Here is a 23,507-nt window from a genome sequence, read left to right on the forward strand (position 1 = left end):
GAAGTCCGGCCGCACCAAAATCGTCTCGAAGTGAAACCGGAGAACCCATGGCAAACCTCCATCCGTTTGCCATCTTGAATCAGAAAAACACCGTTCCGGAAAGCCCCTATATGAGTCCCACTCACAGAGACTTGGTATAAGGCCTCGCTGATCTACAGGCGTGAAGACAAGCCAAAGTATTGAACTAGTTACGCTTTACTCCAGACGCGAAGCCGGGCCTGGATTGCTCTGATGGCTTCCCTTTCTTTAGCCAACATTTGTTTGGAGGTTCATAGGCCCACGCTTTACATTCCGGTATATCTCTGCATTTGTCCTGGCACTGTCCTGGAAATCGCGTTGGCAAGGCAGGGCCATCAAAGTCGTCCCCATGTCGATCCATATCGTAGCTAATTGGGCTCATTTCCTGCCCGGCGCCCATGTCCGCCGCTTTTTCCTCCAGGATCTTCAAATCTTTGCGCAAAGCGGTAAGTTCGTTTCTTGAGACAGTCGTCTGATTGGAAATCTCCAACACGGTCTGATAGGCACTTATGCCGGCAAGGAATCCTAGGACGATCGCTCCGAGGAAGAAGACCGCGGGATGGTTCTCGATCCGTTCTTTCAGGGTTGCCATTGTGGAAGTCCTGAGTTGCCAGTGTCGTTCATTTTTTTGGATTTTGAATTCTTATAGGAACCCGGAGAACGCCGCTCCCATAGCACGATTTGTTCCTTCTCGGTACGGGGTCTGGCGATCGACAGAAAGGGATAGCGCATTGTAACGAATCCTACGCCTCGATTTCATGCGACTTGGGTCCACAAATTTCTAAGTCTTTGGCAGAAATTTCAGAGCGGTCAGCGTTAGACGCGGCGTCGGAAATTTCAAAACAAATCTGAACCCGCATTCGCCGGATGACATGGTAATTTTCTGTGATTTTGCGGCGATTCAGATATAATAATCAACATCTTAATATGGATCGCGCGAGGACATCATGGCGAACCCGGCGGGTGAATCTGGGAACCAGCCTTTGCGACTCGATTTCGACCGCCGCCTGAAGCTTGAATTCCACGGTTCGAGGATCACCACCGACGCCGGATTGCTTGCCTACCGCGAGCTCGATGACGCGCTCCGATTAACGAACATGGTCGGCGATGAACTCGTTGATCCGCGCACCGGCAAGAACGGCCAGCACGCGATGACGGGATTGTTTCGCCAATCCGTCTTCGGCCGCCTCGGTGGCTACGAGGACGTGAACGACGCCGACCGTCTGGGACGTGATCCGGCGATGCGATGGATTGTCGGCGGCCGGGCTGTTGCGAGATCAGCGGCATCGACCAGCCAGATGGCGCGCTTCGAGACGGAGTTTCTTGCCGCCGACGAGAACCTCGCCGCACTGGCCGATCTGTCAGGACAATGGATTGACCGGGTGCACGCCCGGCATCCGCCCAAAGCAATCGTGCTCGACATGGATTCGAGCGTCAGCCCGACCCATGGCGATCAGGAAGGCACCGCCTACAACGGGCACTTCGCCTGCACCTGCTACCATCCGCTGTTTGTGTTCAACCAATTCGGCGATCTGGAACGCAGCGAACTTCGTCCGGGCAACGTTCACAGCGCCGACGGCTGGCGCGGCGTTCTGGAGCCTGTCGTTGAGCGTTACCGGGAACGGGACCTGCGCCGCTACTTCCGAGGCGATGCCGCGTTCGCCTCACCGGACATCTATGCGTTTCTGGAGGCCGAGGGCTACAAGTACACGATCCGTCTCAAGGCCAACGCGATCCTTCAGCAAAGCATCGCCTACCTGCTGACGAGGCCTGTCGGCCGCCCACCAAATCATGTGGTTTGCACCCATGCCAGCTTCAGCTACCAGGCAGGGTCATGGGACAAGAAGCGCCGCGTCGTCGCCAAGGTGGAATGGCATCCCGGCCAACTCTATCCGACCGTCGGCTTCATCGTCACCAACCTGACCCGACCGGCCAAGCGCGTGGTCGCCTTCTACAATCAGCGCGGCACGGCCGAGCAGCACATCAAGGAGGGCAAGAACGCGATTGTGTGGACCCGGCTGTCGTGCCGGCGGTTCCAGAACAATGCCGTGCGGCTTCAGCTTCATGCGCTCGCCTACAATCTCGGTAACTTCATGCGGACGCTGGCTCTGCCGGAGGCGGTCGAACAGTGGTCGCTGACCAGCCTGAGGGAGAAGCTGATCAAGATCGGCGCCAGGATCGTCACGCACGGCCGCTACGTCACATTCCAGATGGCCGAGGTCGCGGTGCCGGGGGATTGTTCGCCGAGATCCTGCGACTGATCGCGGAACTCCGGCCACAGCCACCACCAGCGCTGGCGTGACGCGTCCGGTTGTCATGAACTCCAGCAAGAACCACGGGAGAGGTGCGACTTGTTAACGGAAAATAGAGCCGTCAGCGGCCGGGCAGGGCCATGCTTGACGCCAGCGGCAACATCGGCGGCTCATATCGTATTCCGGATTGCCGCGGGGAGCCCAAATGGCTACCCTGATGCTGCAACTGGCGTTCATCTGGGAAATGTCGGTTGAACTTCGTGCCCGCTGGCATCAGGCTGTCCTGAAGCAACGCAACTGGGGAAACTCAGGCAAATCATTCACCGGGGGCGACATGGACCAGACCGCCAAATACATCGAAATGATGAAGATCTATGAGCTTCTGTTTGCTTATACGCACGCGCTTGACCACACGGAGCCCCTGGACTTCGCCAATTGCTTCAGTCCGGACGGCATGCTGGGTCACGGCAATCATAGCATTCGGGGACGTGAGAAGCTGCGCGACCATGCCGAAGTGCATCGGGCAATTCCAACACGTCACTTGTCGGCCTCGCCTGTCTATCGCATCGCGGACGACGGCATGTCCGCAAAGGGTCAATCAACCGTCGTTGTCACCGTGGCTACGCGCCGAGGCTATAAGATATTCTTCTCAGGCCACTTCGACGACGAGTTGACGAAGGTTGATGGGACCTGGCTGCTGAACCGACGTTGGGCAGTGGATTCGCGCCTGCCAGGTGAGCCGGACTTTTCCGTCGGACCCGCAGACCCGGACGTCGCCGAGTTGCTTCAACAGGTCTATGACTCGTTCCATCGGCTGGGCCGCAAGACTGCTTGATCTGTGAAGCAGTCTTCGTGGGCGGCACCGTGGCAGCCGACGAGGCGCCGACGATTCACGAGGGTGTCACTTGGCAATCCAATTTAGAGCAAGGGCGCGATCAAGTGGACGCGGTTGTCGTGCCGGTCATTCACGGCCAACGCGGTGCGGCTCCAGCTTCATGCGCTGGGCTACAATCTCGGCTGAATGTACTTAGGTCTGTTTGTGGCACGATTCCGCCTATCTGGGTAGGACCTAGCCACGGCAGCAATACCCCCAGCTCTAGCCGTCCCAATCTGATGGTCCGCTTTCTCGCTGATGTCGTCGGCTTCACCCGTGGCAGCCGACCTAGCCGGTGCCGGACGAGATAGGCCGGAGATGACCCCAAGCGGACGTCCTAAACTGGAGCGTGGTCTAATCATCGCTTCTGGCTGCTGTTTGGAAGCTTGTTCAAGCAAAAGCTCTATATGGATGCCATATACAAACCGCGACCCTCTTACTCTATGAGGCGTCAAACTCCAAAAAGCAGGTCGTCGGACGGCATCAGGGCTCACAGGTCGCCGTGGAACACCGAAGGATAGATCGCTGCGAGCACCATGAGCCAGATCGTCATGGTGACAATCGCCGCCACGGTGGTGGCGGAAATCATGACCGCGGCACTTTTCTCCGCGACGTGATACTCATTCGCCAGGAAAAAGACACTCTTTGCGGTCGGCACCGCAGCACAAATGGTGGCGGCAATCAGATAGAAGGGCGCCATGTCAAGCGCGAGTCCGATGCCGAGCACAACTGCTGGCAGGGCGAATAGCTTGACCATCGAAAGAACGACGATGCGCCTGATGTCGTGCAGCATCTCCTTGAAATCGATCGATGCACCGATGGCAAACAGCGCGCAGGGCGTGAGCGCTGATCCCAGAATGACGAGGAAGTCTTCGACCGGCTTCGGCACGGGGATCGCGAAGACAACAAAGATAATGCCGAGCACCGTTGGCCACACCATTGGACTTAAGACGACATTTCGCGCGAGACGCCAAGGCGCTCTCTTTTCACCGTGTTCGCCAACACGCGTTGTCTCCAGGATCGCAGCCAACACCGGAAACAAAATGGCGGCATTGATCATGTTGGCGATAGCGGCGGGAGGGACGCCCTTGGCGCCGAAGAGAACATGCAGGATCGGCAAGGCAATAAACCCCGAGTTGATCCACACCGCCGCAAACGCCAGGATCGCGCGGTGAGCCAGATCGCCCCCCAGCCAGGACCGACCAACAAGGAAGACCAGCACGAGGACCAGGAGCGAACCGCCGCCAAAAGTGATCCAGAAATCCCAGTTCAAAAACGCCATGATCGGGTCGCCGGCAATGATGTGGAATATCAAGGCGGGCAGAGAGATGTGGTAGACGAACTGGACTAGGGGCGGCGCGATCGACGCGGGCACGACCCCGAAGCGCACGGTCAGGTACCCCACCGCGACAACTGCAAATACAGGCAATATCAGCCCAAGTAGTTCGAGCATGGCTTAGATTGAACCTAGCTTCTCCGGATAACCACCGTCTTGGGGCGAAGACCGTAGCACATTCGGCCTTTGTGGGAGAGGTTGACGGCGCGCCAAAGCCAGTAGCGTATGCCGTAGACCGTCAGGGCATCTAGTCAATGTGCCAGTGGTCGCTGGCCGGGGATCGCATGCGTTTCAGGTTCGCGGCGATGTTCGGAGCAAACTTGAGCACCTATCGACTTGCGGTTTCGTAGGAGATATCAACACTGCGCTCCGTCATCATCCCTTCGATATCACAATCGAGATGCATGAACCGGACATATAGCCAATGTACTTATGACCGAAGGAAGTTGTAGCTCTCGAGCGCGCCACTGCATGAAGTCTGCCTTTGGCTACTGTGTGAAAACGTTTGCTTAAGTCCCAGCGACGACAGATACATTCACAGAGCCATCGTTTTCAGCAATTTCAATATCAAACCGCGATCGTGTGGATTCGATTGTTGCGCGAGCTCATCAATTTTCAACGTTTTCACACAGTCAAGACCCAGTGCGGTCATGCCAGCGATCTCGTTAGCGTCGGCCAAGTAAACCGGCGGCTCCGAGTTTGAAACTAGGTCTTCGAACGGTTCAATGCTTCGAATATGCCCGGAGATTTGTCGCCGTGATGATGGACGACCTTCCAATTTCCGGCCTGCCGCCGATAGATATTCGTAACACGCGAATTCAAGCTTAACGGCTCCCCGGAAATGGAAAACTGCGCACGCTCGACACCCAGCTCGTAAGCGAACTCTCCGGCAATCCGAATTAACTGTTCCGTTAGTTCAACCCGACCACCTGTCGAAGACCGAGCGACTTGCTCAAACGATGCTCTGACCTGTTCCCACCCGATCTCCCGACCGCCAATCGGGTGCATGGTCGAAACAGTCGAACTGTGTGACCAGATGTCTCCCAACGAACTAGCATCTCCACCGAGCATTCGGTTCAGCGCTGCGTAGAATTTTCTCGATGCCGCGCGGACTTCGTCTTCTGCCGCCATGAATTGTAACCGCTCCCTGGCGAAAAATCTTGAAGTGGTCCCTTCTTCAGTGGTTCAGCGTGACTCCGTTTCATTCGAATCGCAAGTCGGTGGGCCTCTTCCACGCCCCGGCAAATTTGGCTTCAGCTTTTCCTTGATAATCGCTTTCGGCGTCGGGGCTGTGCAAGATGCTAATCACGCGGAGGGCTATGGTGTTGAGGGCGACATGGCCTACCGAATTGGTACTTTTGCCAACACAATCCAGTTTGTCGCAAACTACGACTGAAAGGAGAAACCCATGGATATGAAAAAGTTTCTAGAAGACTTTGACGCTGCGTATAACGAGGCTTTTAACCGAGGTGATGCCGCAGGCTGTGCCGCATTTTTTTCCGAAGATGTTATCTTGATGGCACCTGATCAACCGATGACTCGTGGCAAAAAGGCATTTGAAGAAACCTACCTTTCTCGGATGGAGCAAAGTACCGGCGGCACGCATAGCAATGAACTGGTGGAATACGGTGTCGAGGGTGACCTGGCCTATCAGATAGGAACCTACGCCGTGACAGGCACGAATCCACCGGAGCAGGGCAAGTTCCTCAATATTTTGAGACGCCAGGCAGACGGCACATGGAAGGTCACCGTGTCCATCTTTAACAGCGACGGGCCGTAGGATGATGCGGTGCCAACCTTGGCCGATGACCGTTCGTGGCTACTAGCGAACTAAACCAGTGGTCCAGACTTGGATCTGCTTTTGACCCGAAGGAGTCATCAAGCGATAGAGTCAATTGACCTTCTCGTTTTGCGCGCCGACCAGACGTTGCGCGCGTAACGGATCTGTTCCGGCGAGGAGTGACCCAACGAAATACTGAGGGCGCTTTGGTCCTACGACTTGACTCGCCAGACCTGACAATGACGAGTCGAAGGAAGAAAGACCGGGTGACGTGAAAATCATGGGCGAGGGGACGCAATGACGACGATCGCTAAGATCACGCTGATGTTCGTGGTCTTTGTCGACCTGATCGGGCAAGGGCTGGTTTTCCCGATCATCAACACTCTGATCATGGACCGGTCGTCCGGCTTTCTGCCCGAGAGCACGTCAATGGGCTTGCGCCATTTCGACTATGGCTTGGTCATCGGCATCTTCTTCCTCGCCTGGTTCCTCGGCGTGGTTTACGTCGCCAAAGTTTCCGATTCGATCGGCCGCAAGAACGCCCTGCTGATCTGCCTCGGCGGTGCTCTGACCGGCTATGCGATAACCCTTGTCTCGCTCTACGTAAACAGCCTCTGGCTGCTGATTCTCGGCCGGGCGATTACCGGCTTCACCGCCGGCAACCAACCGATCGCCCAGGCGGCGATGATCGACGGGAGCACCGACGATGCCGACCGCGACCGAAACATGGGCTTCATCGTCACCGGCATCAGCTTCGGTCTGGTCGGCGGTCCCATCATCGGCGGCATTCTGTCCGATCCCGACTTGCTCGGCAGTGTGGCGAGCCTCAAGCTGCCGTTCTACGCGGCGTTTGTACTGGTGCTGCTCGCAATCGCGCTGGTGATCGTTTTCTTCCGCGACATTCGCACGGAGCGCACACCCTTTGTCTTCCGGCCACGCGACATTACCGACAGCCTGTGGCGGGTCACCCAATTTCCGATCGTCATGCGGATTATGCCGGTCTATGCCCTGTTCATGGTCGCAAACGTCACTTTCTACATCTTCGTCGACAATTACCTGACGAGCGCGTTCGGATATGGCGTGCTTGGTGGCAGCGTGGCCATGTTGGTGATCGGCGTCGCTTTGGCGACAAGCAGTACTTTCCTGGTCAAGCCGGCGCAGTGGCGGTTCGGCAAGCAGCTCATCGTCGGCATGAGCCTGGTGACCATGGTGATCTGCTCGCTTGCTTTTGTGCTGATTCCGGTGGCGTTCCTGACATTCGTTCCGATCTTCTTCTTCTACTTTTTGTTCGGGGTGTCGTATCCGACGCTCCTCGGCATGTTTTCGGGCAGCGTGAGCGAGGCCGATCAGGGCTGGGTCATGGGTGTCACGACCGCGGTCTTTTGCCTCGCCGGCGGAATCATGTCGCTGTCGGGCGGCGGGCTGATGAGCGTCGACATCCGCTCGCCGTACTATATCGCGTCGGCGGCAGCAGCTCTTGGGTTGCTGTTCATGGCGACGACATGGGGCGCACCGGCGATGCGCAAATTATTGGCGCGACCCGGCGCATCATGAGGCCGCTAACGATGCGGGGGATGCCTAGAGTATGCTTTAGGCGTACGGAGGGCGCCTGGGATGAGGACCGGACATCCCGACGCCGCTGCTTTCCGCTTCTGGCACGATTCCGCCTATTTGGGCAGCACCTAGCCACGGCAGCAATACCCCCAGCTCTAGTCGTCCCAATCTGATGGTCCCCTCTCTCGCTGATGTCGTCGGCTTCACCCGCGTCAGCTGACCTAGCTGGTGCCGGACGAGAAGGGCGGGAGATGACCCGAAGCGGGCTGGCTGAGCAATAGGCGCGCAGGGCGCGCTTGTCCTGGAAGAAGCTGGTCCCCATCACCGTGTCCTCGCAACACGTCACTCATTGCCTGAGCGCCAGTTGTAGCAAAAGTCACAATGATCCGCTCCTTCAGCCAAAGTCTGATTCCGAGAGAATTCGATGCCGTAACCTTTGGCGAAAGGAGCGTCACGAGCGCAAGAAAGCAGCTTAACGAGTTCAGGTGGTAATCCGATCTTCTCGTAGAACTTGATATAATGACAACGCACTACCTTGAACTGTAATGTGCCCCCATCCTCCTCGATGTCCTCGATATCCATTGCATCCCCCCAGTAGTCCAAGATCGTTCTAAAATGATCAAGGCTGGGGCCGCCTTTTGCTTTGGCCTCGAACGCTTGGCCCTCTTCAAATGCCGCATTTTCGATTACAGTGGTCAAGACTTGTAATGCTGTCTTGGAGTCAACAACGTTGGTCATTTCTCGATAGATGCGCGCAATCATTTCGGCCTCTATTCTCCGGCGCTCAAGATGTTTGGATTCTTTCATGGCTAACGTTTCCTCCTTAGGATATCTTGAGTTTTGTGGATAGGCTCGCTTTGCAGCCAACTCATTCGGCCACTTTGCGGGGGGCGACAGGTATTCCAAATCCGCCACCGCCGGGTGTTTCAGTGACGATCATATCGCCCGGAGACACCTGATCCTTGACAGTTCCGGAAAGTACCACACGCCAATCCAAGACAAGATTTCTGCACCTAACGTTCTCGTTGACAGCCACGGAAAATCGTGGGTGTAGGCTACTGTTGTATGGCCGCTTGTGGCACTCAACTGCCGAATTGGGTAAGGCGGAGCACGACGGCTCCGCCCCTGGTTTCAGACTTCGACTTGCTCTGCGATTGCCAGTGCATCGTCAACTTCAACACCGAGGTATCGCACCGTACTTTCGATCTTTGTGTGACCGAGAAGAAGCTGAACCGCTCGCAGATTCCCGGTCTTTCGATAAATCAGTGTCGCCTTCGTTCGGCGGAGCGAATGTGTGCCGAATTGAAGCGGATCGAGACCAGCCAGCGCGATCCAATCAGAAACCAGACGCGCGTACTGGCGCGTCGACAGATGGCGATCGGTCTGGCCGCGCCCGCCAAATAGATACTCTCTGTGCCTTCTCGGTTTGGTCCGTAGATAGTCATCAATCGCGGCTCGAGTGTGGTCCGTAAGTTCGAACTTGACGGGTCGACCGGTTTTCCTCTGCCGGACTGTTGCCCGGTCCAGTGCATAGCCGTGAGGGGCGACATCCTCAACACGTAGAGCAACGACATCGCAGCCGCGAAGTTTGCTGTCGATCGCCAGATTGAATAACGCCAGGTCGCGAGCCCGTCCGGTCAATTGCAGTTGGGCTCTGATCGTCCAGACATGTTTCGGCTGTAGTGGTGGCTTCTGACCGGTGAGTTTTCCCTTGTTCCAGGGAACGCGCGCGGCACTGGTTTCGTATTTGTCTGTGTTTTCGAACATTGTCTTTCTCCTTACTCCAACATGGAGAAAGACAGGATATGATCCGCCCGGATTCGCTTGATCGGATCAGTCGCGAACACGTCGGCTTTCGGAGCGGAACAGCCACAAGGCCCGATGTTGAGCGCGACGCCTAGGCAGAAGTTGACCCAGAGGCGAAGTCCGTCGTCCACTGAGAGGGGCTCAAGTTTGCCCGATTAGTTCTGACAGATGTTGCCGGTAAAACGCTGCGTCCAGGTTCTGATCCGCTACCCACGCATGATCATAATATGTGCCCAGGTATCGCTCGCCTGGATCGCAGATGAGGGTGACGACACTTCCTCGTTCGCCGCGTGACCGCATCTCGTTCATCAAGTTAAGCGCACCAAAAACGTTTGTTCCTGTCGATCCGCCACACTTACGGCCAAGCACCGCTTCAAGCCACCAGATGGTTCCGATCGAGGCTGCATCCGGCACTTGGATCATCCGGTCAATCACCTCTGGTATGAACGAGGATTCAACCCGTGGACGGCCGATCCCTTCAATGCGAGAGGTTCTGGAGGTCGTTAGGTCACCATCGCCGGTGCAAAAGAAATCAAAAAAGACTGAGTTTTCAGGATCGACCACGCATAGCTGGGACTGAGTGAGGTACTCGCATTGATAACGGATGAACCGGCCGATCGTCGCCGCCGTGCCGCCCGTCCCGGCGCTCACGACAATCCATTTCGGGACGGGATGGCGTTCTCTGGCCATCTGCTCAAAGATGCTTTCTGCAATGTTGTTGTTTCCTCGCCAGTCCGTGGCATGCGCCGCATCGTTGAATTGATCCATATAGTGCCCGTGCAACCGCACTGCGAGAGCTTCGGCTTCGTCGTAAATGCTGTGCGGCGAAACCCGGACGCATTCGCCACCGAAGAATTCGATTTGCTCAATCTTTTGCTGCGATGTGGCCTCGGGCACCACCGCCATAAAGGGCAGCCCAAGCAATCGGGCAAAGTAAGCTTCCGAGATGGCGGTGCTCCCCGAAGAGGCCTCAATGATCGGCGTGCCTTTGCGAATGCGCCCGTTGCATAAGCCATACAGGAATAGCGACCGGGCCAAGCGGTGCTTCAGGCTGCCTGAGGGATGCGTGGACTCGTCCTTGAGGTATAGATCGATGTCTTCAAAACCCGAGAGCCCAACTTTGATCAGATGGGTATCCGCGGAACGATTGAAATCCGCATCGATCCTCTCAACCGCTTCGCTCACCCACATACGATCAGGAAGAGAGCACGATGCGTCCTTTGAGATGATCTTCGGGTTCCCGTTTGTTTCTGTAGGCTGGTCATTCATGGCCGCATCCGCCCGACATCAATCGTCAGCGCAGACTAACCGGATCAGGCGGTAGTTGGAACACGATCCGGTGGCCCAACTTCTGATATTGGCTACAAGCGGCGGTTCGGGCCCTTTGGCCGGCACGACCGCTTCGGCCCACAAACTAGACATTTGGCCCCTTTTACACCGCCCCGTGGCCCCTTATTGCTCCGCCGTTGACAGTAGAATGCGACCACTCGCTCGGCGGGCCGCGACAGGTTGGTGACGATGAACCCGACACGCGGGTACAGTTCTCCCGGATGCCACTCGACCTTGGAGACGACGCGACGGCGCTTCTTACAGCTTGCGGCTTGGTAGCTGAAGCTGGCGTGATACCGCCGCACCTCCTTCGGCGGTCTGCGAACGGGGCGCTTGAGCAGATGGCCGATGCTGTCTTGCAGCACCTTGTTGGCACGAAGCCGGATTGCGTACTTGAAGCCTTCGGCTTCCAGGAACTCATAGATGTCCGGTGAGGCGAAAGCGGCATCGCCTCGAAAGTAGCGCCGCAGCTTCCGATCCCGATAGCGGGCGACAACCGGCTCCAGAACGTCGTGCCAGTCATCGGCGCTGTGCACATTGCCGGGGCGGAGCACGCACCGCTCCAGGTCGCCGTACTGGTTGAACACGAACAGCGGGTGATAGCAGGTGCAGCCGAAATGGCCGTTGTGGGCGGTGCCTTCCTGATCGCCATAGGTCGGGCTGACGGAGCTGTCCATGTCGAGCACGATGGCCTTCGGCAGCTTGCGATCATGCACCTCGTCGATCCAGATGCCGGAAAGATTGGTGACAGCGGCCAGGTTGTCATCCGTGGCCAGCAACTCGGTCTCGAAGCGACCCATCTGGTTGGTTGATGCACCCCGACGCGAAACCGCCGTGCCGCCCACGATCCAGCGCATCGCCGGGTCACGTCCCAGGCGGTCGGCGTCATTCACGTCCTCGTACCCGGCGAGACGACCATAGACAGATTGGCGGAGCAGGCCGACGATCCCGTGCCAGCCATTCTTGCCTGTGCGGCAGTCGGTCAGAACATCGCTGGCCAATGCGGTCAGGCCCAAAACATCGTCGAGTTCCCGGTAGGCGAGCAGACCGGCGTCTGATGTGACCCGCGACCCGTGGAACTCAAGCTTGAGGCGTCGGTCGAAAACAGGCCGCAAAGGCCGCCGATCCGAGTCACCCTCCGGGCTCTGCATGCAACCCGCCCTCCACCTGATCTAACCCCATAAAACATATCACAGAATCAGATGAAAACGGTCTTAGAAGTGTTGGTCATTTGGGGAACGCGGGTTCAGATAATTCTCAGCCTGAAATCCCGAGCCGAACTCCAGGTCGAAAATCTTGCGCTACGGCATCAGATCGAGATTCTCAAACGCACCGCACCGAAGCGGGCACGCCTTACCAAGATGGACCGCCTGATCTTCATCTGGCTCCTACGGCTTTGGCCCGAGTCCGCACGGTTGATTCGGATTGTCCACCCTAAGACGCTGGTGCGATGGCATCGCGAAGGCTTCCGAGTCTATTGGTGCTGGAAGTCGCGGCGGCGTGGTGGTCGCCCGAGGGCGCCCGTTGAGGTGCGAGCCCTCGTTCGGCAAATGAGTACGCAGAACCCGCTGTGGGGCGCGCCAAGGATTCATGGTGAAGTCCTGAAACTCGGTTTCAATATCAGTCAAGCAACCGTTTCCAGGTACATGCCTCGCCGCCCTCCGGATCCCGATCACCAATGGGTGACGTTCCTTCGAAATCACCTTCCTTGCACAGCCTCGATCGATTTCCTTGTTGTACCTACGTTGACCTTCAAGATCCTGTTCGTGCTTGTCGTCTTGAGCCACGATCGACGGAAGGTGGTTCACTTCGGTGTCACGGCGAGGCCGACAGCCGAAATGCAGGACTCGGGCGGGCGATACTCGCATTACACCTTCACCCGCTCGCCCGTGGGATCGTAGAAGGCCCGGAAAGAGGCCTCGGCCGAGTAATGTTCGCAGGCGATCTCGATCTCGAATCGGGAATTCTCGATCAGTTCCTGGGTAACCCCGTCCGGATGACGCACATAGCCCATGCCCACCGCGCGTCCCAGGGTAAAGCCGTAGGACCCCGAACTGATATAGCCGACGATCTCGCCATCCAGGCGGATCAGCTCGTCATGGAACAGAGCCGGCTCGGGGTCGGTCAGCTTGAACATGACAAGACGCTTGTTGAGCACTTGGCCGCGTTGCGGCGCTATGGCATCGCGGCCCATGAACCCGCCGCGCGTATCCAGCTTCACCGTGAAACCGAGCCCCGCCTCGTAAAGAGTGTCGTCGGGCGTGATGTCGAACCCGTATTCACGGTAGGCGCGCTCGCAGCGGAGATGCTCGAGGGCATGATATCCGGCCATCCGCAAGCCGAATTCCGCGCCGGCTTCCATCAGAATGTCGAAGACATTCTGAACGAACTCGCTCGGGATATGCAGTTCCCATCCCAGTTCACCAATGAAGGTCAAGCGCTTGGCCATGACCCGTGCATCACCGATATCGATTTCCCGTGAGGTCAGGAACGGAAACGCCAGGTTGGAGAGATCGGCGTCGGTAATGCGGGCCAACAGGTCGCGAGATTTCGGGCCCTGCACGGAAAGCACCGAATAGGCGGAAGTAACGTCCGTGGTCGTCACATGTTCGTCCGGGTCCAGGTGTTTGCCGATCCAGGCCATGTCCCGCTGATGCGTGGCCGCCGAGGACACGATCATGTACCGGTCCTCGGCCAAGCGGTCGATGGTGAGGTCGGTTTCGACCCCGCCCTGCCGGTTTAGCATATGCGTGTAAACGAGCTTGCCGACGGCCACGTCAACATCGCCCGCGCACATCCGTTGTAGGAAGGCGCAGGCATCGTGGCCTTGCACCAGTGTCTTGCCGAAAGAGCTTTGGTCGAGAACAACAACATCCTCGCGGGCGGCGCGGCACTCCTCGGCGGTGTATTCGTACCAGTTCGGCCATTGGTGGGAGTAGATATCCCTGGGCTCGACGCCTTTCGGGGCGAACCACATGGCGCGCTCCCAGCCCGCCGTCTCGCCGAAACAGGCGTTGCGCGCCGCGAGCCGGTCGTGGAGCGGGCTTTTGCGGACCGGGCGGGCCGTCTGGTGCTGCTTGTTGGGCCAATGCATCTCGTAGATGGAGCCAAGGGATTCTCCCGCCCGGTCGTGCAGGTATTTCCTGTTGGCCTGAAACGGATGGAAGCGGGCGACGTCGACGTCCGACAAATCCATGACCGGCTCGCCCTCGACGATCCATTCCGCCAGCGCCCGCCCGGCCCCGGCGCCCATCTCGAAGCCCTCCGAATTGAACCCGGCGGCGACGAAACAATTGGCGACCCCGGGCGCCTCGCCCAGCGCGAACAAGGCATCGGGTGTGAAACTTTCCGGGCCGTTCATGAATCTTTGGATGCCCGCCTCCTCCAGGGCGGGAATGATCTCCATGGCCTTGCTGAACGGCAGTTCGAAATGGTCCCAATCCTCCTGCAATTCAATGAACTGTTGCTCGGCGGGCAGATTCTCCACGGCCAGCGGCTTGCCACGCGGCTCGAACGAGCCGATCAGCAGTTTGCCGGCTTCTTCCTTGATATAGACGTAGCCGTCGGTATCGCGGAGTACGGGCAGTGTCGGCGCGACGAGATCCATGGCTTCGGTCACCACGTACATGTGCTCGCAGGCGTAAAGCGGCACGCGAATGCCCAACTGCGCCGCCAGCCCCCGGGTCCATAGCCCGCAACTGAGGACCAACGTCTCACATTGGACGGCGCCGCCCGGCGTTTCGAGACGGTATTCACCGGACGCCAACCGTTCCAGCCGTGTCACCGGCGAATTTTCGAATACACGGGCGCCGCCTTGCTTGGCCCCGGCAATCAGGGACATCACCGTATCGACCGCGTTGGTCTGGCCGTCCTTGGCGATAAAGAGCGCGCCCTCCACCAGGTTCTCGTCGATGGCGGGATAAAGCTCCTTGGCCTCTTTGGCCCCGATGATATCCGCCTCGATTCCGAAGCTCTTGGCGATGGTGGCCGACCGCTTGATCTCGTACAGACGGTCCTTGTTCCGCGCGATGGCCAGGGTTCCGTTCTGTTTGAAGCCAGTCGCCTGGCCGGTCTCAGCCTCCAGGCCGCCGTAAAGTTCCACGTTATAGCGGGCCAATTCCGTCAGGCTATGGCTGGAGCGAAGCTGCATGATCAGCCCAGCCGCATGCCATGACGTGCCGCAGGTCAGCGCGCCGCGCTCCACGACAATCACGTCGGATATGCCGAACTTGGTCAGGTGATAGGCGATGCTGCTGCCGGCGATACCGCCACCGATGATGGCGACGCGGGCGTGTGTCGGCGGGGCCTCGTTCACGGACACCTCGCAGACTTCGCATGCATTGAGACCGTCCCGGAGGTTATCACCCGGCCGCTTCCTTCTCCCGCAACGCCTTGATCACTTTCTCCGGTGTGATCGGCAAATCAAAGATGCGGATGCCGATGGCGTCGGCCACGGCGTTGGCGATGGACGCCGCCACCGGGGCGAAGACCGGCTCGCCGATACCCTTGGCTCCGAACGGACCGAGACCGCTTCGCGATTCCAGAACGATTGCCTTGATCTCGGGCACGTCCTCCGATGTGGGGATCAGGTATTCGCTGAGCGAAGCATTCGTCAAGCAGCCCTTGTCGAGGATCAACTCCTCGCTCAGCGCAAAACCCTGTCCCATGAGCGCGCTGCCTTCGATCTGGCCTTCGACGGCGCGCAGGTTAATGGCCTGGCCGACATCGTGGGCGCCGATGCTCTGCAATACGCGCACCTCCCCGGTCTCGGTATCGACCGCCACCTCGGCGGCATGGGCTCCGTAGGTGAAATCCGGAAACACTTCGCCCTGGCCGGTCTCCGGATCGAGACCTTCGCTGACGGGGGCGCGGAAGATTGCCAGATTGTGGCGGTGAATGCCTGCCGCCGCGCACGACATGACCAGGTCCTTGAGGCTCATGGAGCGCTCGGGATTATCGAGCACGAAGACCTGCGAGTCGCACATATCCAGTTCGTCGGGCGCGACGCCGAAATGCTGGGCGGCTCGACCCAGCAGGTTTTCCCGCACCTGGGTTGCAGCCATCTTGGTGGCGTTGCCCGACATATAGAGGGCACGGCTCGCCGTCGAGGTGCCGGCCAGGGGCGTTATGGCGCCGTCGCCGAAATAGACGACCACCTGATCCATAGGCACGCCAAGCACCTCCGCCGTGATCTGGGCTAGGGCCGACGACTGGCCGGCGCCGATATCCGTGACCGCGCTCCGCACGATAACGGTGCCATCCATCTCGACCCCGACCCATGCTTCACTGGAATCCTTCATCCAGCGGATGCGGCCGTAACTCTGTTGATAGCAGGCAACGCCGCGGCCGATCCTGACCGGTCCCTTTCCGGGCGGGCGCTCGCCTAGGGCCTGTAACGCCTCAGTCGCGCACTGGTCCGACCAGACCGCGCTTCGGATGATCTGTCCGGTTACGTTGGGGTCGCCGGTCTGGATGAAGTTGCGACGACGCAGGTCCATCGCATCCATGCCCAATACCTTGGCGATTTCCTCGATCTGCCCCTCGCAGGCCAGGTTCGCCTGCATGGTGCCGAATCCCCTGAAGGCGCAGGTCGGCAGATTGTTGGTGGCGGCGGATACGGAGTCCACATGCAGGTTATCGACCTTGTAGGGGCCGGTGGCTCCGACCGTGGCATAGAGCAGGATATAGGGACTGAGCTTTGCGTAGGCGCCGGCATCGGAGGTTAGGCTGATTTCCAGCGCGGTGATCCTTCCGTCCTTGGTCACGCCTGAGCGGTGCGTCATGGTGAACGGATGCCGCGGCCCGTGGGATACGAACGATCGTTCGCGGGACTGCACCAGACGCACTGGACGCCGCGTGTCCAGTGCCAGCAACGCCAGCCAGACCTCGATGGTCATGACCTCCTTGCCGCCGAAACCGCCGCCCACGAACTCGGCTCTTAGGCGGACACGGTTGTGGGGCAGGCCGATGGCATCAGCGACGGCGCGATAATGCTCGACCACTTGCGTGCTGGAGCGGATGTTGAGGATGTCGTGCTCGTCGACCCAGGCCAGGGCCGCCTCGGGCTCGAGAAAGGCCTGCTCCTGGTATTGTGTCGTAAACGTGTTTTCGACGATCACATCGGCTTCGGCGAAGCCCTTTTCCAGATCGCCTTTGCGAATCTTATACCGTGCCACCACGTTGTCCTCGCCGTAGACGATGGGCGCGCCGGGCCTGAGGGATTCAAACGGATCGTAAATGCCCTCAACGTCTTCGTATTCCACCTCGATGAGCCGAATGGCCTGTTCGGCGACGGCAACGGTCTCGGCCGCGACCAGGGCGATGGGCTGGCCGAAAAATCGAACTTGGTCTTTGGCCAGGATCGGCTGTTTTGTGTTCTTGGTCATGCCGCCGGTCTGGCCGGGCATATCCGTCATGACGCCCTGCTCGGCGGGCAAATTCTCACCGGTCAGCACGCTATGCACGCCCGCCAGCTCTTTGGCCCGCGACACGTCAACGCGGTTGAGCAAGGCGCTGGCCCGGTCGCTGTGCAGGACGGCGGCATGCAGCATATCGGGCATGACGAGATCGCCCGCATAGGTGGCGGTGCCGTAGACCTTGGTTGGCGAATCCGTCCGCACCAGCGGCTTGCCGATCTGGCGAAGTCTGACGTTTGCCGCGGCGTGACTGGGATGCTCGATGCGGCTCATACGACGTCTCTCTGTTCGCGCAGGGTCCGGGCGGCGGAATGAATGGCCGAGAATATCCGGGTGTACCCGGTGCATCGGCACAGGTTGCCGCTGAGCCCCCGTTTGATGTCCTCGGTGGTGGGGCTCGGGTCTTCGTCCAGCAGGGCCTTGGCGGCCATGATCATGCCGGGCGTGCAATATCCGCACTGCGCGCCGCCGTGCTCGATGAAAGCCGCCTGTAGCGGATGAACGTCGTCCGGCCCGCCGAGGCCGGTGACGGTGGTCACCGCCCGGCCGTCGGCCCTCCAGGCAAGGGTCAGGCAGCTATCCACGGCTTCGCCGTCGAGCAGCACTGCGCAGGCACCACAATCGCCCTTTTCGCAGCCGCACTTGACCTCGACATGACCGAGTTCGCGCAAGACCTCCAGGAGCGTACGATGCGCGGGGACGGTGATCTCGCGAGCCTCGCCGTTGACATGAAGCGTCACTACTTTTTTCGAGGGCATCCCGCTCTTCTCCTCTTATGTCCGATTCAGGTGACCTGTTCCCATGCCTGCATCAGCAAGCGCCGCACCAGAACGTGGGCCGTGTGGAGCCGGTAATCGGCCGAGGCGCGGATGTCGTCGATGGGACGGCATGCGTCGGCAGCCGCGTGCGCCGCCGCATCGATCATCTCCTCCGTCAACGCCTTGCCCAGTAGGGCGTCCTCGGCGTCTTTGGCCCGAAATACGGTGGGCGCGACCGCGCCCAGGGCGATGCGGGCTTTCGAACACTTGCCCTCCTTGGCGGCCAGCGTAACGGCGACGCCGGTAACGGTAATGGCATCGCCCCTTCTACGTCCCAACTTGTGAAACAGATTGGCGGCGCCTGGTTCCGGCAGCGTCCACGAGACCGAAATCAGGAGTTCGTCAGGACGCTTGGCTGTCTTCTTATAGTCGAGAAAATAGTTCTTCAGGGCGAGGGTCCGTGTTCCTCTGCTACTGGCCAACGCGACCTCGGCGTCGAGGGACAGCAGCGGCGGAACGATGTCTGCCGCCGGCGAGCCGTAGCAGATGTTGCCGCCGATAGTCGCCGCGTTGCGGACCATGGAACCGGCGAAGACCTTGGCCGCCGCGACCAACGACGGGGCCGCCGTCGGCATGGCGGGATCGCGCAAGATATCGGTGAGCGTGGTTCCCGCGCCCACGACAGCACGCCCCTCGCCATGGTCGATCCGACGCAACTCGCCGATCTCCGACAGGCTGATGAAGCGGCCGTCGGCCTTGCCCCGTGCGCGGAGATCGGGAAGCAGGTTAGTTCCCCCCGCCATGGGCGTTCCGCCGCCGTCGGCGAGAGCCGCCAGGGCCTCATCGAGGGACTTCGGTTCCAAGAGCTCGAAGGTTGGTAGCATCATGTGCCTCCAGCAGGGTTCGTTATCCGCCTGGCCATTGCCCTTTACACCGCCCAGCCGCCGTCAATGATGAGTTCCTGGCCGGTCATGTTCTGCGACTCGTCACTGGCCAGGAAGACCACGGCATCGGCGATGTTCTGCGGCGTCGTCACCCGTTTCAGCGCCATCTCCTCGACGTATTCGTCGTAGACCCGCTGGACGGTCCAGCCGCGCGCATTCGCTTTCTCGCGGCAGAGCTTTTCCATGCGCGGGGTTTCGACGATCCCTGGCATGATGGCGTTCACGTTGACGTTGTATTCGCCGACATCGAGGGCCGCCGTCCGCGTCAGGCCGCGGATCGCCCATTTGGACGAGCTGTAGCCGGCGCGATAACGGTATCCGCGCACCCCGGAAGCACCGCCGATGGTGACGATCTTGCCGTAGCGCTGTTCGATCATGGTCGGCAGGACGTGCTTCATGGTCAGGAACACGCCGGTGACGTTCTTGTGAAGCAGATCGTTGAAGGCCTGGGCTTCGATCTCCCACACCGGCGTTTCGATGGGACCGGTGGCTCCCGCCGCATTGACCAGGATATCGATGCGTCCGCCGAAGAACGCCTTGGCGCACGCGACGACGCCCCCGACCTGTTCTTCGTCGGTCACATCGGCCGGCGCCACTTCCGCCCGGCGGCCCATGGCACGAACCTTCTCCGCCATCTCCTCGAGCGGCTCGCGCGTGCGCGCGGTGAGCACCAGATCGGCACCTTCGCGTGCCAGGGTCTCGGTAATCACGCCGCCCATACCTTGAGCCGCGCCGGTGATGATTGCTGTCTTGTTTTCCAGTCTCATGGCAATTCCTTTGATTCGATCCGATTACGCATTTGCCGCTCCGTAGCCCCCGCCGCCGCTGCTTTCCAAGGTCACGCGGTCGCCTTCCGTGAGACGGACGTGGGTTTTTCCCGCCAGTTCCAGGGTTTCGCCCGAGGCCCGTTCGAGGGTGATGCGAAAGGCCTCGCCCGGTTCCCCGCCCTGCAGGCCGAACGGCGGGATCCGGCAGCGTTCCACCATGGTCGTCAGCCATACTTCCGGCCCGGCGATGCGATAGACGCGGACCTGGCCGTCGCCGCCGCGGTGCCGTCCCTTGCCTCCCGACCCGCGCCGCAGGGCCTGGCGTTCGATCAGGATCGGATAGTTGGCCTCGATCACCTCGGCCGGCGTGTTCATGACATTGGACATATGCGGCCGCACCACTGGCATGCCATCTCGATCGTGACGCGCCCCTTCGCCGCCGCCGTGTACCTCGTAGAGCGTGGTCCATTGGCCGGTGCGGGGATCGCGGCCGCTGAACAGCAGCAGTCCCGACGTGGTCGAGCCGCCGGCGGTCAGGCGCTCGGCGACGACCGGCTCCATGGCCTGGAAGATGGCGTCGACGATCCGTTGCGAGGTCTCGTGATTGCCGCCGACCACCGGGCGTTCCCGCGGCGGGTTTACCAGCGAGCCCGCCGGGGTGACGATCTTCAGCGGACGAGCGCATCCGGCGTTGGGCTGAATGTTGGGGCCGGCGATCGCCATGATCGCATAGAACACGCTGGCGGCGGTCGTGAACGGCGTCGCATTCAGGGGGCCACGGGCGGCGCCGGCGGTACGGGAAAAATCGAAGGTCGCTTCGCCGTCGCCGATCTCGATGCGCACCCGCACCGCGATGGGCTCACCGCCGGCGCCGTCGTCGTCGAGCCAGTCCTCGCCCTCATAGACTCCCTGGGGAAGCGAGCGCAAGGCCGCCCGCATCTCGGCCTCGGATTGATCGTGGAGGTCGGCGATGGCGGCCCGCACGATGGCGACGCCGTAGCGGTCGAAGACATTGGCCAGGCGTTCGTCGGCGGCTCGGGTCGACGCCATCTGGGCCAGGATATCGCCCTCCCGTTCCGCGCTGCCGCGAACGTTGGCCAGGATCATGTCCAGCTTCTCGCGGTCCGGACCCTCGGCGGTAAACACGCGCAACGGCGAAATTCGCAACCCTTCCTGCCAGGCGTCGCGGGCGTCGGGAACGTAGCTGCCGGGCCTGGCGCCGCCGATATCGGCCCAGTGGGCGAGGCTGACGGCGAAGGCCTGCAACGCCCCGTCGGCGAATACGGGGCGCACGGCCTTGACATCGGGAAGATGATTGCCGCCCAGCTCCGGCAGGTTGAGGAACCAGACATCCCCCGGTGACAACCGCCCGGCGGGAACCCGCTTCAGGAACTCCTGTACGGTCGATCCCATGACGCCCAGGTGCGCTGGAATATCGCGTCCCTGGGCGATCAGATCGCCATTGGCGTCGGTCAAGGCCGATGACAGGTCACCGGCTTCGCGCAGCAGGGGCGAGCGCGCCGAGCGCATGACCACGAACGACATCTCCTCGGCAATGGCCGTGAGGGCGTTGCGGATGACCTCGATGGTAAAAGGATCGGGTCGCGCGCTCATGGTGCCTCCCCGGTATCGATATGGATATGTCCGTCATCGTCGTTCCGCGCGGTCGCGCCCGGCGGCACCACGGTGGTCGACCATTCATCCTCGATGATGGCCGGCCCTTCAGCCTTCCACCCGGCGGGCAGCGTATCTCTCTCGTAACGGGGTGCGGGCGTCGGGCCTTCCCCGTCGAACCAACACGCGGCAGTCACTGGTGCCTTCGCCGCGGTTTTCCCGGCCGCGGGAGCCACAATGTCATTGCCCGCCGGCACCGACAGGGTCAGACGTAGGGTTTCCAGTTCCCACGGCTCGTCCGTCACGAACCCGTAGAGCCGTTCATGCCTTGCCTTGAACCCGTCGCCGAGAGCGCTGGGGTCGGCCGGCGGCGCGAACGGCACCTCCACCGTATCGCTCTGCCCGGCGTAGCGGATCAGGGCGACATGATGGGCGACTACCGTGTCCGGATCATGGCCCGCCGCGGCGAGCGGCGCCGCCAGCCGGTCATACATTTTCCGGCGCATGGCCTCGAAGGCGTCCGCGTTCCACGCCGTGCTCGACATGCGCGCTGTGTGCTGCTCAGCGTAACTGAGTTCGGCGGTCAGGCAGCCCAATGCCGAGAAGACGCTGGAGAACTTGGGCACCACGACGCGGGCGATGCCGAATTCACGGGCCAGGGCGACGGCGTGCATAGGGCCGGCGCCGCCGAAGGCGATCAGGGCGCATGCCCGCGCGTCGACGCCGCGCTCGACGGTGACCCGGCGCAAGGCCCGGGCCATGCTGGCGTTGGCCACGCGGTAGACGCCGAGCGCCGTCTCATGAACGGATATCTTGAAATCATCCGCCATCTCCTGAATCGCGCCGCGCGCGAGCTCGGGATCGAGGCGGATGGTGCCGCCGAGCAGGCGTTCGGTATTAAGATAGCCGAGAGTCAGGTTGGCGTCGGTGACGGTCGGCCGGTCCCCGCCGAGGCCATAGCAAACCGGCCCCGGTTCGGCGCCGGCGCTGTCGGGGCCGACGCGGATTGCGCTGCCCACGGCGCGGGCGATGGAGCCGCCGCCAGCGCCGATGGACTCGACGGCGACCATGAGTTGGCGAACGGGCCGCTCGGCGAGACGCTGGTCACTGCCAACCTGCACCTTGCCGTCGATGACCACGCAGGTATCGGTGGTGGTGCCGCCCATGTCGAAGCCGATAGCCTGCTCCAGCTCTAGTTGCCGGGCGATTTTTCCGGCGGCGGCGACCCCGGCCGCGGGCCCCGACAGGGCAAGCGCCAGCGGCCGGTCCTCGACCGCCGCGATCGATGCCATGCCGCCGGCGGAGTGGACGAGATGGAGATTTGTCCCGCCCGCCGCGCTTTCACGCAACTTGTCCAGATATCCCGCCGTCAACGGCATCAGAGCGGCGTTCAGCACTGTCGTGTTGGTGCGCTCGTATTCGCGCGGCTCCGGGCTCATACGATGGGACAGCGCTACATATGGAATATGGGCCTGAAGCCGGCGGCCGAGTTGCGTTTCGTGTTCGGCGTTGGCGAAGCATTGCAACAAGCAGACGGCAACGGACTCGACGACCGTATCCTTGACGGCCGCCGCCACGCGCTCGGCCTCAACCTCGGTCAATGGCGTCAGAACCCGGCCCTGGGCGTCAACGCGCTCGGCCACCTCGAACCTGCGGTCGGCGGGCACCAACGGCGGCAACTTCGGGGTCACGTCGAGGCGATAGAGCGCGCGCCGGTTCTGGCGGCCGATCTCGATGGTGTCGGAAAAGCCCTCGGTGGCGATCAACGCCACCGGCGCCAGCCGGTCCTCGACGATGGCGTTGGTCGCCATTGTCGTTCCATGCATGAGATCCGAGACGTCGGCCCAGTCGATGCCCACGGCCCCGTATGCCGCGACGATGCTGGCCGCCGGGTCGCTGGCCTGGCTTTGTACCTTGGCGGTCCTGACCTCGCCATCGCCGGCGTTGACGGCGATGACGTCGGTGAACGTTCCGCCGATATCGACGCCGACTTTCCAGCTCCTTGTCATCGTTGGTAGTCCATTGAATTCTGGCCCGGCCCCGGCTGCGGGGCGCTCGT

At 60.7% G+C, this 23,507-nt stretch carries 17 protein-coding genes and 1 pseudogene; 4 read left to right on the forward strand and 14 right to left on the reverse strand.

Going from position 1 to position 23,507, the window contains the following annotated elements; genetic code table 11:
- Positions 1–184: 184 nt before the first annotated feature.
- Positions 185–610, reverse strand: coding sequence for a hypothetical protein (locus tag GY791_18010; GenBank protein ID MCP4330325.1), 426 nt, complete (start codon positions 608–610; stop codon positions 185–187).
- A 355-nt stretch (positions 611–965) separates the two neighbouring features.
- Here GY791_18010 and GY791_18015 point away from each other — a divergent pair, with 355 nt between their 5' ends.
- Both GY791_18015 and GY791_18020 read left to right on the forward strand, forming a co-directional pair.
- Positions 966–2,279: an IS1380 family transposase gene (locus tag GY791_18015; protein MCP4330326.1), complete on the forward strand. Its 1,314-nt coding sequence runs from the start codon at positions 966–968 to the stop codon at positions 2,277–2,279.
- A gap of 196 nt (positions 2,280–2,475) precedes the next feature.
- Positions 2,476–3,105 carry a nuclear transport factor 2 family protein gene (locus GY791_18020; protein ID MCP4330327.1) on the forward strand — a complete coding sequence of 210 codons (630 nt, stop codon included), beginning with the start codon at positions 2,476–2,478 and terminating at the stop codon, positions 3,103–3,105.
- 529 nt (positions 3,106–3,634) lie between these two features.
- On the opposite strand, the gene GY791_18025 is transcribed toward GY791_18020, so the two are convergent.
- On the reverse strand, positions 3,635–4,597 hold the full coding sequence (locus GY791_18025) for an AEC family transporter (protein MCP4330328.1): 963 nt from the start codon (positions 4,595–4,597) through the stop codon (positions 3,635–3,637).
- 588 nt (positions 4,598–5,185) lie between these two features.
- On the reverse strand, positions 5,186–5,611 hold the full coding sequence (locus tag GY791_18030; GenBank protein ID MCP4330329.1) for a nuclear transport factor 2 family protein: 426 nt from the start codon (positions 5,609–5,611) through the stop codon (positions 5,186–5,188).
- A 277-nt stretch (positions 5,612–5,888) separates the two neighbouring features.
- On the opposite strand from GY791_18030, the gene GY791_18035 reads away from it, so the two are divergent.
- Together GY791_18035 and GY791_18040 are read left to right on the forward strand one after the other, a co-directional pair.
- Positions 5,889–6,260: a DUF4440 domain-containing protein gene (locus tag GY791_18035; protein ID MCP4330330.1), complete on the forward strand. Its 372-nt coding sequence runs from the start codon at positions 5,889–5,891 to the stop codon at positions 6,258–6,260.
- Positions 6,261–6,557: 297 nt separating this feature from the next.
- Positions 6,558–7,814 carry an MFS transporter gene (locus GY791_18040; protein MCP4330331.1) on the forward strand — a complete coding sequence of 419 codons (1,257 nt, stop codon included), beginning with the start codon at positions 6,558–6,560 and terminating at the stop codon, positions 7,812–7,814.
- Between the two features lie 342 nt (positions 7,815–8,156).
- Here the strand turns inward: GY791_18040 and GY791_18045 are convergent, their stop codons facing one another.
- From GY791_18045 to GY791_18095, 11 genes and pseudogenes are all read right to left on the reverse strand, one after another.
- Positions 8,157–8,621, reverse strand: a complete 465-nt coding sequence (locus GY791_18045; protein ID MCP4330332.1) for an L-2-amino-thiazoline-4-carboxylic acid hydrolase — start codon at positions 8,619–8,621, stop codon at positions 8,157–8,159.
- 324 nt (positions 8,622–8,945) lie between these two features.
- On the reverse strand, positions 8,946–9,581 hold the full coding sequence (locus tag GY791_18050; GenBank protein ID MCP4330333.1) for a tyrosine-type recombinase/integrase: 636 nt from the start codon (positions 9,579–9,581) through the stop codon (positions 8,946–8,948).
- Positions 9,582–9,761: 180 nt separating this feature from the next.
- Positions 9,762–10,889, reverse strand: a complete 1,128-nt coding sequence (locus tag GY791_18055; GenBank protein MCP4330334.1) for a PLP-dependent cysteine synthase family protein — start codon at positions 10,887–10,889, stop codon at positions 9,762–9,764.
- Between the two features lie 203 nt (positions 10,890–11,092).
- A pseudogene (locus GY791_18060) lies at positions 11,093–12,100 on the reverse strand (IS1380 family transposase).
- 716 nt (positions 12,101–12,816) lie between these two features.
- A complete protein-coding gene (locus GY791_18065) occupies positions 12,817–15,270 on the reverse strand; it encodes an FAD-dependent oxidoreductase (GenBank protein MCP4330335.1) in 2,454 nt (817 codons plus the stop codon).
- 40 nt (positions 15,271–15,310) lie between these two features.
- A complete protein-coding gene (locus GY791_18070) occupies positions 15,311–17,638 on the reverse strand; it encodes a xanthine dehydrogenase family protein (protein ID MCP4330336.1) in 2,328 nt (775 codons plus the stop codon).
- Entirely contained in the window at positions 17,635–18,123 is a 489-nt protein-coding gene (locus GY791_18075; GenBank protein MCP4330337.1) for a (2Fe-2S)-binding protein, read from the reverse strand. Before GY791_18075 ends, GY791_18070 begins: the two co-directional genes overlap by 4 nt.
- Before the next feature lie 26 nt (positions 18,124–18,149).
- Positions 18,150–19,010 (reverse strand): xanthine dehydrogenase family protein subunit M, encoded by an 861-nt coding sequence (locus tag GY791_18080; protein MCP4330338.1) that lies wholly within the window; start codon positions 19,008–19,010, stop codon positions 18,150–18,152.
- A 41-nt stretch (positions 19,011–19,051) separates the two neighbouring features.
- Positions 19,052–19,834, reverse strand: a complete 783-nt coding sequence (locus GY791_18085) for an SDR family oxidoreductase (GenBank protein MCP4330339.1) — start codon at positions 19,832–19,834, stop codon at positions 19,052–19,054.
- A 24-nt stretch (positions 19,835–19,858) separates the two neighbouring features.
- The gene (locus GY791_18090; GenBank protein ID MCP4330340.1) at positions 19,859–21,448 is read right to left on the reverse strand and encodes a hydantoinase B/oxoprolinase family protein; all 1,590 of its coding nucleotides are present in this window, start codon (positions 21,446–21,448) and stop codon (positions 19,859–19,861) included.
- On the reverse strand, positions 21,445–23,457 hold the full coding sequence (locus tag GY791_18095) for a hydantoinase/oxoprolinase family protein (GenBank protein ID MCP4330341.1): 2,013 nt from the start codon (positions 23,455–23,457) through the stop codon (positions 21,445–21,447). The genes GY791_18090 and GY791_18095 overlap by 4 nt, the downstream gene beginning before the upstream one ends.
- Between the last annotated feature and the right edge of the window lie 50 nt (positions 23,458–23,507).

It is taken from the genome of Alphaproteobacteria bacterium, from assembly GCA_024244705.1.
Lineage (GTDB): Bacteria > Pseudomonadota > Alphaproteobacteria > JAAEOK01 > JAAEOK01 > JAAEOK01.